The 13,648-nt window shown below is 38.2% G+C and carries 13 protein-coding genes; 4 read left to right on the forward strand and 9 right to left on the reverse strand.

Annotation, left to right across the window (positions count from 1 at the left end; all coding sequences use genetic code 11):
* Nucleotide 1: 1 nt before the first annotated feature.
* Nucleotides 2-1,693 (reverse strand): S8 family serine peptidase, encoded by a 1,692-nt coding sequence (locus EHQ47_RS07470; protein WP_135776901.1) that lies wholly within the window; start codon nt 1,691-1,693, stop codon nt 2-4.
* Nucleotides 1,694-1,774: 81 nt separating this feature from the next.
* Nucleotides 1,775-2,836, reverse strand: a complete 1,062-nt coding sequence (prfA, locus tag EHQ47_RS07475; protein WP_135748888.1) for a peptide chain release factor 1 — start codon at nt 2,834-2,836, stop codon at nt 1,775-1,777.
* A 67-nt stretch (nt 2,837-2,903) separates the two neighbouring features.
* Here prfA and EHQ47_RS07480 point away from each other — a divergent pair, with 67 nt between their 5' ends.
* Together EHQ47_RS07480 and EHQ47_RS07485 are read left to right on the forward strand one after the other, a co-directional pair.
* Nucleotides 2,904-3,524, forward strand: coding sequence for a hypothetical protein (locus EHQ47_RS07480; protein ID WP_135748887.1), 621 nt, complete (start codon nt 2,904-2,906; stop codon nt 3,522-3,524).
* A complete protein-coding gene (locus tag EHQ47_RS07485) occupies nt 3,521-4,648 on the forward strand; it encodes a hypothetical protein (protein WP_135748886.1) in 1,128 nt (375 codons plus the stop codon). The genes EHQ47_RS07480 and EHQ47_RS07485 overlap by 4 nt, the downstream gene beginning before the upstream one ends.
* Here EHQ47_RS07485 and EHQ47_RS07490 read toward each other — a convergent pair.
* The 7 genes from EHQ47_RS07490 to EHQ47_RS07520 form a co-directional block, all read right to left on the reverse strand.
* Entirely contained in the window at nt 4,645-4,842 is a 198-nt protein-coding gene (locus EHQ47_RS07490; protein ID WP_135776902.1) for a hypothetical protein, read from the reverse strand. The two genes, EHQ47_RS07485 and EHQ47_RS07490, sit on opposite strands and share 4 nt — an antisense overlap.
* Nucleotides 4,843-4,941: 99 nt before the next feature.
* Nucleotides 4,942-6,081: a carbon-nitrogen hydrolase family protein gene (locus EHQ47_RS07495; protein WP_135776903.1), complete on the reverse strand. Its 1,140-nt coding sequence runs from the start codon at nt 6,079-6,081 to the stop codon at nt 4,942-4,944.
* Nucleotides 6,074-6,496 carry an NUDIX domain-containing protein gene (locus EHQ47_RS07500; protein ID WP_135748884.1) on the reverse strand — a complete coding sequence of 141 codons (423 nt, stop codon included), beginning with the start codon at nt 6,494-6,496 and terminating at the stop codon, nt 6,074-6,076. The genes EHQ47_RS07495 and EHQ47_RS07500 overlap by 8 nt, the downstream gene beginning before the upstream one ends.
* Nucleotides 6,493-8,943, reverse strand: a complete 2,451-nt coding sequence (locus tag EHQ47_RS07505) for a hypothetical protein (protein WP_135748883.1) — start codon at nt 8,941-8,943, stop codon at nt 6,493-6,495. The genes EHQ47_RS07500 and EHQ47_RS07505 overlap by 4 nt, the downstream gene beginning before the upstream one ends.
* Nucleotides 8,944-8,947: 4 nt before the next feature.
* Nucleotides 8,948-10,390 (reverse strand): MDR/zinc-dependent alcohol dehydrogenase-like family protein, encoded by a 1,443-nt coding sequence (locus EHQ47_RS07510; protein WP_135748882.1) that lies wholly within the window; start codon nt 10,388-10,390, stop codon nt 8,948-8,950.
* A complete protein-coding gene (locus tag EHQ47_RS07515) occupies nt 10,390-11,052 on the reverse strand; it encodes a rhomboid family intramembrane serine protease (protein WP_135695437.1) in 663 nt (220 codons plus the stop codon). Before EHQ47_RS07515 ends, EHQ47_RS07510 begins: the two co-directional genes overlap by 1 nt.
* A 2-nt stretch (nt 11,053-11,054) precedes the next feature.
* The gene (locus tag EHQ47_RS07520; RefSeq protein WP_167483273.1) at nt 11,055-11,873 is read right to left on the reverse strand and encodes an adhesin OmpL37 family surface protein; all 819 of its coding nucleotides are present in this window, start codon (nt 11,871-11,873) and stop codon (nt 11,055-11,057) included.
* Nucleotides 11,874-12,035: 162 nt separating this feature from the next.
* On the opposite strand from EHQ47_RS07520, the gene EHQ47_RS07525 reads away from it, so the two are divergent.
* Both EHQ47_RS07525 and EHQ47_RS07530 read left to right on the forward strand, forming a co-directional pair.
* On the forward strand, nt 12,036-12,578 hold the full coding sequence (locus EHQ47_RS07525) for a hypothetical protein (protein ID WP_244290290.1): 543 nt from the start codon (nt 12,036-12,038) through the stop codon (nt 12,576-12,578).
* A complete protein-coding gene (locus EHQ47_RS07530) occupies nt 12,575-13,612 on the forward strand; it encodes a zinc-binding dehydrogenase (protein WP_135748880.1) in 1,038 nt (345 codons plus the stop codon). Before EHQ47_RS07525 ends, EHQ47_RS07530 begins: the two co-directional genes overlap by 4 nt.
* The last annotated feature ends 36 nt before the right edge of the window (nt 13,613-13,648 follow it).

Consider the following 13,648-nt stretch of genomic DNA (forward strand, 5'->3'; position numbering starts at 1 on the left):
GTTACCTCCCATAAATGCGTAGTTGCACAGAATTGATTGAACCAGTATCAGTCGCACTTGCATCAAACACTCTGATGGTCCAAATTCCATTTGGATTTTCTCCCAAGTTGCGGGCCAATCCAAATCGATAAGTTGCAGAACCTGTCATAGAAGCGATGGAGGTGTTCCCAGAAGAACACAAACTGCCACTATATGGATTTGCACAAGCATGAGCTTCTGAAAGGAAACTTGAAGTACCACTAGGTGAAGTGATACGAATAAACAACTCAGGAAAATAACTATGGTGTGATGTAAATTCTACATCAATATACTCGATGTAAGTAATACTAGAAGTTACATTGTAATTAACAGTAGCACCTGTTACTAAATCATTATCAGGGATCGGTGTATTTGGTGATAACAATGGTTGGGTGTCAATGATTTGTGGTGTAGTAATTGGAGTCCATGTACCTGCACTGGTAATTAAACTAGCTGCGTCCACAGCACCAAACCCATATTTATGATTGATATTCAAACCTGCTGCATTGGTTGTCCAATCTGTATCCCCTGGATCGTTGGTTCGAGCAGAATAAGCAACTAACTCTCTTACATCACGCCAGGTCAAATCTGAACGATAACTTAATAATAAGGAAATCACTCCTGCAGCAAGAGGAGTGGCAGAAGATGTTCCATTGAATTTTTTTGTATAACTTGCAAATGAATAATCCCCAGATGTTCCACCGGCGTTGATCCCATTAGTTCCGGTCGCATCGGTTGTGGAAATCGCAGTTGTATATGCCGTTGCATTGTTTCCTTGCGTATGTGCCGATGCCCATAAATTGGCTCCAGATTCAGAATAATTTGCTTTCTTTCCATCTTGCCCAATACCGCCAATAGCCATCACACCGTAAAAATTTGCCTGACCATCATAGTTGGCATTATCTACTAGGATTGGTACCGTGATGCTTCCGCCGTTGGCACCATTCCCTGCAGCCCAAACGTAAACAGTACCTTTACCTGATTTACCCAGTAGAACTCCTTCTTTCACTCCTTGTTGCCAAAGAGAGCTAGAAGGCCAAAGCCATCCGTATCCATCTGGAGAACCCCAACTATTATTCGAAATAGAAACCCGAGAGGATTCATTTACCATAGCTCTATATTCGTCCGAAGTATAGATGGTAGATTTTTCAAGTAGATTAACACCTACCAATTTAGCACAAGGTGCTGACCCACGAACACCAATACTATTCCCTCCGCGTGCTGCGATCACGCCTCCAACAGCGGTACCATGAAAACTATTAGAATAAGTATGGTTTGGATAAATAGTATTGTTTAAAAGATTTAATCCTCTGGCTGTAACTGATATGTTTGTCAAAAGATCTTCATGTCTTGTGTCTAGACCATCATCCACAACACTGACAATCACTTTGTTCCCAGAAATGCCTTGGTTCCATACAGGATTGACATTTGCGTCTTCGCCTACCGTTCCTCCCGATTGGCCAAGATTACTTAAATGCCATTGGTCATTAAAAAGGGAATCCGCACTTGCTGGAGAAAAACTGCAGTTTTCTTCTTGTGCGTTACCAATCGCTTGAAATAAGAAAATATAAAATAGAGCATCACTGAAAGGGTCATTTTTATTGACTGGACTACAATTCCCAAAAAGAGCACTTACCAAAGTTAAAATGGAAATTGTAGTTTTCAATTGATTCATCTGAAGAAAATTCCTGACCTACTCTTTATAACAGTCGAACAGCCGGAATCAATCGAATTCCAGAGGTATTTGGAATCTTTTTTATGCCTTTGCTTCAGCCAGTCGCTTCGACCGGTCCTCTTGGACCAAAGCATCAATCAATTCATCCAAATCGCCTTCCATAATTGCCGACAAATTATGACTCGTAAAACCAATTCTATGATCCGTACATCGCCCTTGTGGGAAATTGTAAGTTCGAATTCGTTCCGATCTATCTCCTGACCCCACTTGTGCTTTTTTGAGAGCATCAGCACTTTGTTTTGCGGCGTCAGCCATCTGATCGACAATCCTTGCTCGCAATACGCGCATTGCCTTATCACGGTTTTTGATTTGTGAACGTTCTTCTTGGGAAGCAACTACAATCCCTGTGGGAATATGGGTTATCCTTACCGCAGAGTCTGTTGTGTTAACGTGCTGACCACCAGCACCTGACGAACGATAGACGTCTATCCGGAGATCACTTTCTCGAATTTCCACTTCTTTTTCTTCTGCTTCTGGAAGGATGGCAACAGTAACAGCTGAAGTATGAATTCTACCACCAGATTCCGTTTCTGGAATCCTTTGGACACGGTGAGTACCTGATTCGAATTTAAATAAGTCATAAGCCCTATCATCATCGAGGGAAAAAACAATCTCTTTGAATCCGCCAATACCTGTTGGACTTGCATCAATGATTTCTGTACGAATCCCCTGTTTGTCCGCATACTTATTGTACATACGAAATAAATCTGCACAAAACAAACCAGATTCGTCCCCACCTGTTCCAGCACGAATCTCAACCAAAATGCTTTTACCTGAATTTGGATCTGGGGGTAACAACATTATTTCGAGTTCTTTCGCCAACTCTTCTAATTTTTTTTCGCCTTCATCCACTTCTGATTTTAACATGGAATGCATGTCAGGATCACTTTCCGATTCGAGAAGTAATTTTGCGTCTAGGCAGTCTTTTGTAATTTTTAAATATTCGTCAGCTTTTGTATATACGGGCGTTAGGCGAGATCTTTCTTTCGATAGATTCTTCAATGTATCCGATGCGGTGGCCTTGGAGAGCTCATCCTCGATACGCAGGTATTTTTCTTGAATTTTTTTCAATCTATCTATCATGTCTATGGAAAGGATATAGAATGCCTGTTTTTGATAAACTAAAATCTAAAGAGGAATTCAGAAACCAGTGAACGAAACACCATCTCAGGCCCAATCGGCAGGTTTTTTAGACGGCCTAATCGAATTATTTGCCGGCTTAGAGGATTATCGAAGTCCCTATGCGCCGACAATCCAGCCTCCAGACGATTTGATTCGGGAATTGGTCCAAAATGCTTCCTTTAAATCTGGGCTCGTCAGTGCCACTTGTTCTCTTCCACCAGGCCCATTAGGGATTCTCAGCATCCTTCCTGAATTACTTTTTATGTATCGAATCCAAGGCCATTTGATTTTGGACATAGCAGCACTTTATGGAAAAGAAGTACAAGTCACAAAAGAACTATTACTCTATTGTCTCTTCAAACATGGTGGTGCTCATGTATTTCGTAAAATTATCGAAGAATCATCCCTAAAAATTTTAATTCGCCCAACAACCGTTAGAGTATTTCAAACTATGTTGGAAAAGTTAGGATTACTGATTTCAAAATCCATCATCCGTAAACAATTTGCGCGTTGGATCCCAATTGGTGGTGCAGTGGTAACAGGAACCTTTGCCTATTATGATACAAAACGTGTTGGCCAAACTGCAATGGATCTTTTTTCCAAAGAAATCCATGCAGAGGAAATCAGAGAGTTATTGGAGTCTCAGTGAAATTATTTTCTTTTTTAATCCCAATCGTCTTTATTCTTTTCTCTTGCCAGTCAAAACATGAATCCTTAGTTTCAGAAATAGAAGATTTAATCTCAAAAGAAAAATACGAAAAGGCACTGGCCTTATTACAAGATAGGCTTTCCGCCAATCGATCAACATCAGAAATTCTTTCCAAAAATAAACCAAACCAACCTAGGTTATTTGCTCTTTCCGAAGATAGAACCAAAATTGTTTGGACCGAAAACAAAACTTTATTTTTCAAAGATTTAGTTAACGATAATAGAAATTCAATTGAATTGAAACTTAGACCAGACTCCATTCAAGTTTCAGCTAATGGAAATTATGTGGCGGTCCAATATCCTCTAAAACAGTATGGTGGTTGTGCTTTGTTTGGATATTCCACCTCGGATTCTTCACTCGAACATGAATCAATCGTACATATTCCATGTAAAACTGGAATGACAATGACCAATTCCGGAGATTTGTTGTTATATTTTTTTGAAAACCAACTCTTCGTTGAAAAAACAGAAAATGGTTCTAAACCAGAAAAATTCATTTCTGGGGAATTGTTTCCCACTCCTTACCCAAAATTAAAAACGCATTACCATATCACTTCCATTGGAAATGAATTTCTCATTTGGTCTGGAATCGGCGGTTCATATAATTTATTTTTTCTAAATATGGAGTCGAAAAGAGTCACTCTACTTTCAAAGGACATCGTATTACCAAGGTTTTATTATCACAATGGCAATTCAGGATATGTTGTCGGTGGAAAAATTGGTGATCTTTATCTCAAAGAAGTTGTTTACCACCAAGGGAAAACTCCTTCAATCAATCGAGGAATTCCTATTGTCACTCGCGAAGCATTTTCATGGCGTCTCACAGGAAAAGATGAATTTATTGCCACCAATCAGAACGATCCCAACCAACCGATGAAATGGAAGGTTTCCGGTAAAAAGGAACATTTTCCATTCTTTATCGAAAGACTTTGGGGTGTGGCCGGAGACAAAATTATCTACGAAAGTAAACGCGGGGAACTTGTGTTGGACGATCTTAATTTTTCAGCAGAAGATTGGATGATTTACGATTATTTTAAAAAAGTGAGAAAAATGAATGATGGCTAAGCCGCCTGTTCTTTTTCCTTTTTAGCAGAAAAAATATCACAAGTTTTGTAAGTATCTGTGATGCAATGGGCAGTCAGTCTTTCCAAATCCTCTGTTTGTAAACGATCTTTGGCACTAGGACAAATAGAGAGTCCTTTCGTATACAAAGGGCATTTTACATAAAATTCATTTTCAGGAAGGGACTTCTGTGCCATAACTCTGAAAATTTTTTGGGGAAAGGAATCCCCTGTCAAATCGATTTTAGTGCCGATCCCAAAATTAAAGGTTCAAAAAATGAGTGTACCACCCAAAAATTAAAAGTACAAATTTAAGATCGTTGGCGTTTCTACCGATCCCACCTGATCTTCATTGGAAAAGTCGCGAAGATTAAACGTTTTCCCATTCCAATTTTTTCCATATAACTGCCCACCAAGAAACACTTGTACAAGGTCTTGTGCCTTAGTTGATTTTATGTATTTTGCCAAACCTTCCTGTTTCCATACATTAGAATCTTCTAAATTATAAGATTGCCATTTCATATCGGGATAAGAGGAGGAAGGTGAAATCAAACCATCAATGGGTTTTCCTACTAGTCGGTTATAAAGATTTGCATCAAACACTTCTTGCCCAATGAAGATTGCAACCTTCCAACCTGGAACAACCCAAACGCGATCTTGTTTAACTTCGCCAGGAGAAAGAATAGTTGATTCTTCTTCCGTTAATAAAGTTTTTTTAACAAGAGGTTCCATTAATTTTCCATCAGCGGAAAAAGGAATGGCTACATTATAAAGTGGCCCTTTGGAATCGAGAACAAGACTACCCTTTACAATCTTTGGGTTTGGTAAAATGATCGTACCAGCTAAGATAGGAACATTGTACTGTTTCGCTAATTCAGAAAAAGTTCGAACATAAACTTCAGCCATTTTTTCGGCTTTTAAATAAAATAAATCAGAACTTGAAAAATTTTCCCCTTTTGTTTTCAAAGCCAAATCAAAAGAGTCTGCATTTAAAAATCTGGATTTTTCATCTAAAAACACTAATCCTGTACCAGTATGTTCAGGAAGAATCACAATCGTCTTACGATCAAAAATTCCAGAAGATTTACCCTTGTTCAATGTTTCGTCAATTCGTTCACGCCACCATTCTTCTTTTACAAAGTCTTCCGGTTTTAGAACCAGTTGAATTCCTACTAGGTTCCCGTACTTTCTATCAACACCATTGGTTTGAAGATTCACATCGGTCCAAGTTTTAACAGGTTTTGAAATTTCTTCATCTGCTTCAGGTTTGCTAAAATTAAAATCGAATTTAAAATCAAAACTTAAGTCTGGAGTAGGTATATCAAATTTAGGTAAGGCTGTTTGATCATCTTTTAGAATGGATGCTGAGAAAAAACCAAAACCAAATAAAACGATAAAAATGAGAATTTTGTATGGGGGAACATATAAATTATGCATATTTTTTTAAATAAAGTTGGACTGCATCCAACATATACTCCGAAAAAAGATTGGAAGGATTAAACTTTGTTATATCAACCCAGTCCATATAGTCATGTTCATCAGATAACTGAATTTTTCCTTCCAATAGTTTGGCAGAATAGGCAATGATGACACAAGGGAAATTTCCTTCATTTACCCTATGTTTATGTATAAAAATGGGTTCAGGATTTACATCAATTTTAATTTGATCGCCTAATTCTTCATTTATTTCTCGAAATATACTTTCGGTCCAATCCGAAAAAAATTCATCTTCGTTCATACGACCACCAGGTAAATCTCCATGGCCAGACTTTCTATCGCGCAGAACTAATAATTGGTTTCCATCTCGAAGAAACAACTTTTGAGTAATTTGAAAAAAACCGTGGTTGCTCACAAAAACTTTCCCCAAACATTAATTTGGTGATCGACTGCATATAAATCTGGATTCGGAAGATTCTTAGATTTATAATAATTAACCATTCCTAAAGAAACACTAGCAAGTTGCGAAATGATCGGATCCATTGATTCTGTTGGAACACCAAAAAACAAAAAATTCACTGGACTTCCATCGCTAATCAGAAAAACTTCTTTCTCAATTTGTTTTTTATTTATTCTAAAAATAATTTTAGATCCTAAGTCCATTTGTGTTTGTGGATCCAGAATCCTTCCAAAAGAAATCACAAGATCCTCACCACCTAACTTTGGATTATCGGATAAATTCAACTCATTGATCCATTTAATAAAATCTGAAAACTCTACTGTTTTTGTGGAACCAGAAGCAATGAACAATTGTTTGTGTTTACTAGTTAAAATCCAAGATTCCCAAGTTTTTGGCAAAATAATGGATTCACCAGTAACACCGATGATCAAATCAATTTCTGCAAATTCAGAATCAGATACATTGGCAAAATTTGTTTTACTGAATCTAGATTCAGACTCGAACTTTCGATCTACTTCTAAAATGTCCAAATTGGTTTCATGAAGAAATCCACCGATTAGGTACTGTTTTAAAAAACCCCCAATGTTTCCTTTGGATCCAAGTAATAGAATTTTTCTTTTGGATAAGACCTTACCAATTCCATGCAGAGTATTATCCAATGCATTCAGAATAGAACGAGCCACTTCTTTAGATTCTTCCTTGGTTTTTTCATTCGAAATGGCAATGGAAAAAGAAGGTAAAAATAAGTTGGATCTTTCGACCTTCACTTTCACCAAACGATCATATCCGTTTCGCGTATGTTCAACAGTTCCGATCACTGTAGTTTTTAAAATTTCTGCAAATGGCCTTTCTCGTATGGATCGATCTTTGGTTTCTACCCAAAATTCATCTAGTACATCGCCAAATGAAAGCCCATCTAATGCACGCTCATTTAACACAGGCGCAACATAACCACCATCTTCAATTAAAATTATCTTTTCATTTTTCTCAATTAAGCCTAATAACTTGTTTAAAAAAAGAAAAACTGCCAACTGCCTCATCGCATCAAAAAAACCAAGTTTCGCATCTTCTAATTTATGGCGAAATGTTGAATGGGTTTCAAAGTCACTATACAACGGAGAAACTCCATAATACGGAGTATTGTTTTTTGTGAGTTTAAATTCCAAACCTGCCATAAAGAACGTTTCTGTCGGAATATCCAATAGAATATCTAAATATACTGGAGGAATATTTCCACCGTACTTTACAAAGGCGACATCTAACGAACGAACTTTTAGCCTTCGAAAAGTTTCGATCAGTGAAATGATTTCTGAAGTAATATGGTGAATTAAAAAAACATGAACACCTTCAAAATTAAATGAATGACCTTGGGAATTTGCAATATCTTCCAACATAGGCATTCGTTTTAAATAGAAGGAAGAGTCGAGTAAGGTTCGTTTTTGATTGATGCTAAAATTTAAAACTCGATCCAAACGGGAAAGGTCAACATACACTGAAACCTTTCCGATGATGGCGCGAATGGTATTTCCTTCTTTAATTTTTTTCGATGCCGAAGAATCTTCCAATAAAAGGAAAAGTTTTTTGAGGATAGACAAAGAAAAACTGGGATCAGAACTTAAAATCAAATTTCGATACTGTTCTTCCCAGTAAAAATTAATATTTGTTAGTTTTCCAAGAGGTGTTTTTTCGATTTGAGAAAATACCTTACTAAAATGGCTATTTTCTTCTTCGTAAAAAGTCTCCCCTTTTTGCGCAGCGTTGATCATCCCATTGCTTAATGATTCACTAATTTTCGATGCTCCTGCAATATAAGTTCTTGTATGTGCATCGCTAATAATTTCATGTTTGATATTTGATAAATTCAAACATCCGTCTTCTTGCGTATCTATTGTTATGCGAAGAAAAAAATCCCCAATCCGATATTGACTGGATACTCTTTCCATTAGTATATAATAACCGGAAGGGTGAACAAATTCAGCTTCAAAAGGGAATAAGAGTGCCACCGAGGAATTTCGATTCGGATCTTCTCCATAAAACTCTGGGTGGATTTTTTTAGCTACGGACTGCTGTTGAAAAGACCCAAATACAAAACGTAAATTTTCTTCAAATTGTTCGCGAAACAATACCCAGTCTTTTAAAATCCCTGCTCTAGCAAAAACCTGCACATGTTGGATATGCATATCCACCAATTCATGATTGATGTTTGGATTTATTTTATAGGTAAAAGACAAATCGCCTGGTAAAGAATGTAATTGGTTACCGATCTCTTCACCGATGGTCCGAGAAAGAATCGAAAGTCCAAAAAATATCCTTAGGTTGGTTAGATCTATCTCCCAAAGGCCATCTTCTACAGGGACGAGGACGGGACCTAAGGAAGTATGTATCTGATTATTTTCTGTCATAAAGCTATTTAAAATCGACAACTACCTTAACACTTGATGGATCTTTAGCAGTTGCATATGCCTCTTCCAGTTGGTCTGATGAAAAACGATGGGAGATTAAATTTGTTTCTAGTGCATGAGTGATCTCAGGATTGTCACGAAGGAGCGAAATCGCCATATGAAAATCCCCACAACGAGAACTATGAATTTCCTTTTGATTTACAAAGAACTTGGCCACCAAACGAGAGTCATCTGACCATTTATCTACACTTGTTGTGTCTACGAGGATGGCTCCACGCGGACGGACCAATGAATTTTCATGTTTTGGGTTAGGACGAATTGCTAAACTTAGTTCTTCTGGATTAGAAACCACTACCAAATCAAATCGCGGCAATCGATTCGAAAATGAATCAGAATTTAGAATACTCTCTGCTTCTGAGGAACTTCCTTCGAAAACAGTAAATTGTTTTTTAAGATTCTCTTTGATCGGTTTGGAAACTCCGCCAAAAACAAATATGTTTTGGTTCTTACGATTTTCTTTTTGCCAATGAAACGAAACATTTTCTTCTGAATACGGGAGAATCGAAAGTTCATCCACTACAAGTTCGGTTAAATGAGCAATCCCTGCCATCACTTGGCCATTCGTTGTTTTGAGATGCACTTCTCGTTTTGCAATTTCTAAGGCAGATTCAAATCCTGAGGTGGTGGAAGTGGTATCATAAACAATATCAAATTGATTTTTAATTTCACTAATATCAGTTTTGCGAAGATCAATCACTTCATCCGCACCCATTGCTTTGGATAATGTAACCAAATGATCATGGCGAGTGATTGCCGTTATGCGAAAGTTTAAATGATTCGATTTTCGGTACGAAGCAAGAGCTGCCAAGATCAAACTTCCTAACCGGCGTGGCCCAAGAACAGCCACATGGTCTCCGGATTTGGGAGGGGACGCAAGGATGGCCTGAAGGGCGGCTGCAAAAGGTTCCATCAGGACTGCTGCTTTAGGTGAAACACCTTCCAAAGAAATAGCAGCATGCACTGGAGCTAAAATATAAGGGCCAAAGCCACCAGGAAGACGGTCGATCCCAAGGACTCGCCTTTCGGGGGAGTGGGTAGGAATTCCTTCTTTACAAAAAAGATCCAAGTCCTTGTCTCCTCGGGCCTCATAGGTATCGTTGATTTCCACAACAAATTGTTTTCCTTGGTTGTCACCAAGTCCTTCCGCTAGAACTTCATGCCCAATGATTTGGGGGAGTGGAAAGGGTAAAAATCGTCTATCTATGTCTGTGGAACAAACTCCACATGAGATCGTTTTAAGAGGAATATAACCAGGTCCTAAATGAAGGTAAGGTTGGCCATTCCGTTTGATTTCCCAACCTTCCGTTTCATTGCCAAAATACTCGTATTCAGCTGATTCAAACGAGTCATCGGATGTGTAATCCTTCGCTCGAAATTTTAAGTTCATTACCTATTGTTGATAAAAAAAAGAAGAATGATCGTCAATGTAAAAAAGGTAAAGTTGAGAAGAAAGCCCTGTCTGATTTCTCTCCTTTCTTTATCACCAAGTAAGTAACTTGTTACAAAGACCGAAAAAAAACCGCCAAGATGAGCCCAATGTGCTACTTGATCACGAGCGAATAAATTGGTTATATCAGAATAAACCATCATCCAACCAAAAAGAAAAACCGGGAATGGAATGGATTTTTTTTGGGAGATAGGAAAACGAAAAGGAGATAAGAAAGTGGCAGCAGATGCCAAACCAGAAATCGCACCACTTGCCCCAACAATGGGAGTCCTGTCACCTAAAATCAGACCCCTAACTGTCGCATCGCCTAACACAGATAGTATTCCGGCCATAAAATAAAATAAAAGCCATCTTGCTTTCCCTACTCGATTTTCTACAACTCGGCCAAGGAGTAATAGGAAAAATAAATTCGAAAGCAAATGGGCCCCTGATCCGTGAAAGAATGTAGATAAAATCCAATTGATTGGTTCAAATTCGCCTGGTGTTGCGATAAAATAAACTGAAATCAAATCAGGAAAAAAAATGGATACAGTTGGGTATAACAAAAAAAGAAATAATGAAAATCCAGCTGTGAGGGGAAATTCCCAAATAAATGATCGCATAACTATTGAAATGTTGGTGGTTTGGCTTCTTCAGGGTTTCTAAAATAAGCTGGATCAAATCCAGGGATTCCTGTCGCCAATTCATACAGATCCGGTTGTTTCCAAATCAGTTCATAATAATCCAAAGTTCCGTAAGAATCAAAGTGGCTATCATATAACAATCGCAAGTATTTTTCACGGTCATTAAAAATGATTCGATTGACTTCATGGACCATATCAGCAAAAGTTCTGGTTTCTTTATCAAATTCATCGATAGAATCATGTAATAATCCAAGAAGGACAATGTACTTTTCAGCTTGTTTCAGCGATTTTAGTGCGTATGCCAATTCTTGGAGTTTCATCAAATACAAATAAGGTCGAATATTTTTTCCTACGAGTAGTTTCTGTTTTGCAACGGCAATTTCGCGGTATCCCAATCTTAGGTATAATTTAGTTTCTGTTTTTTCTTTTCCGTTGGCAAGTCTGGCAAGCCTGCCTAATTCAATTTCTAGTTCTTCGATTTCATCTTCTAAAACATAAATATACAGTTGAATGAGTAGACCTTGTGTTCTCCGGAGTTCAGAATAAGAACGACCCAAATCCATTTGCAAATGCAGAATTTCTGATTCGATATGGTGTTGTACGCAACGTTTGAAGTATTTTTTTTGGTCGTCCGTTCCGCGATTGCTGATTGTGGAATTTAAAATGCGCAGAAACTCGTAGTTATCCTTAAGTCCGTAGCTAACACGAATTAACTGAGTTGCTTTGGAACTGGACTGATCCGGTGTCATCTCTCCAATCACTGTCAGAAAGAGCATTACTATGACCGAAAAACGTTTCATCTATGCAAATAGTTTCGGTCGTACGCAGAAAACATTAGCATGATAAAAAAGAAAAGACATATACGTCTCATATTCTAGTATTATGTCGGAGAAGAACCTGTGCAAAAGTTAGGATCACTACCAACTTCCCCTCTGGAAGCCATCGACCTCCTTAAATCTGAAATGGACCAACCGGTCTGGGAATCACGTCTTTTGGATTTGATGAAATTGGCCGCAGATGGAGATAAAAACATCTGGGCTTTGATCTACCAAATCATTCGGGAAGCCGACTCTGGTCGACTGAGTTGGGGTTACCATAAGTCCTTACTTTCTGGAATGGTCTATCTTCTCTCTTATGTAGGTGATTCCAAAAGTTATCGAGTACTACTGAATTATGTCAAATCACTTGATCGTGCCATACCCATCGGTGCGATGGAACTTATCTCTGATTTACTTCCCACTTTTGCTGAACTTGACGTTCGGGAATTGTTTAGCATTGCCTCCAACTCGGATGAATTAAAATCAGCATTTGGTGTTCTTGCATTATGCAAACTCAATTTGGAAAACAGACTTTCCGATGATGAAAAAGAAAAACTAAAAGATTTTTTATCTACGTACAAAAATTATAAATACTACCTCACTGATACAATCGAATTAACGTTAGAACAATTAAATGAAACGGATGCGAGCGATATGTTGACGGAGTTAGATGGAATCTTTCAATGAAAGCAGCAGTTCTCCCCCAAGGTTCAAGATCTCTTGAAATCCAAGAATTAGATCTCCCCACTCTTCTCCCTAACCAAGTAAAAATCAAAGTCAAAGCATGCGGCATTTGTGGCTCTGACATTCATTTGGTCCTTCACGGAAAAATGAGGGCAACTTATACTCCTTGTGTTCCTGGCCATGAAACTTCAGGTGTTGTGGAGGAAGTAGGCCAACAAGTTACCCGATTCAAAAAAGGGGATCGAGTAGTTGTCAGTGCCGGAACATCTTGTGGAAAATGTAAACACTGTTTGGCAGGTAGAGAAAATCTTTGCGAAGAAATCGGCGTTCTTGGTTTTAACCAACGTGGTGGTTTTGCTGAATATTTACAAATCGAAGAACGTTACCTTCACAACTTACCAGATGAAATTCCATTTACGGAAGGTGCCATCCTTGCCGATGCTGTTTCCACTCCTTATCATGCTGTCAAATACCAAGGGGAAATCAAACCAGGAGACACGGTTGCCATCATTGGATGTGGTGGACTAGGAATTCACGCTGTGGCCATTGCCAAAGCTTTGGGAGCAGGCAGAATTTTTGCTGTCGATATTGATAGTGGTTCTCTCGAAAACGCAAAATCATACGGTGCCGATGAACTCATATTAGTCGAAAAAAACATGCAAGTGGGTAAGGTTTTAAAAGAAAAATCTGGCGGCATTGATTTGTTATGCGACTTTTCTGGTTTTATGCCTAATATTGAGAATTCGGTCCGTGCGATGAACCGAGGTGGAAGGATTGTACTTGTGGGAATTGGCAGAAACAAATTGGAAATTCCTATGCCTTTTTTTCTGATCGAAAGACAAATTCGTATAACGGGTTCTTACGGTTCCGATAGAAGGGCAATTCCCGAACTCATCCAACTCTATAAAGATAAAAAACTAAATCTGACCAAGTCCATTAGCGGAGTTCATAAGTTAGAAGATACAAATGAATTTTTACATGCACTGGAAGAAAAAAAAGGAAATCCCATTCGGTTTATCATCAACCCGGAATTATAGTATTTGATGAAAACAAAGTGGTTTTTGTTTTAAAGT

The organism is Leptospira bourretii, assembly GCF_004770145.1.
GTDB classification, from domain to species: domain Bacteria; phylum Spirochaetota; class Leptospiria; order Leptospirales; family Leptospiraceae; genus Leptospira_A; species Leptospira_A bourretii.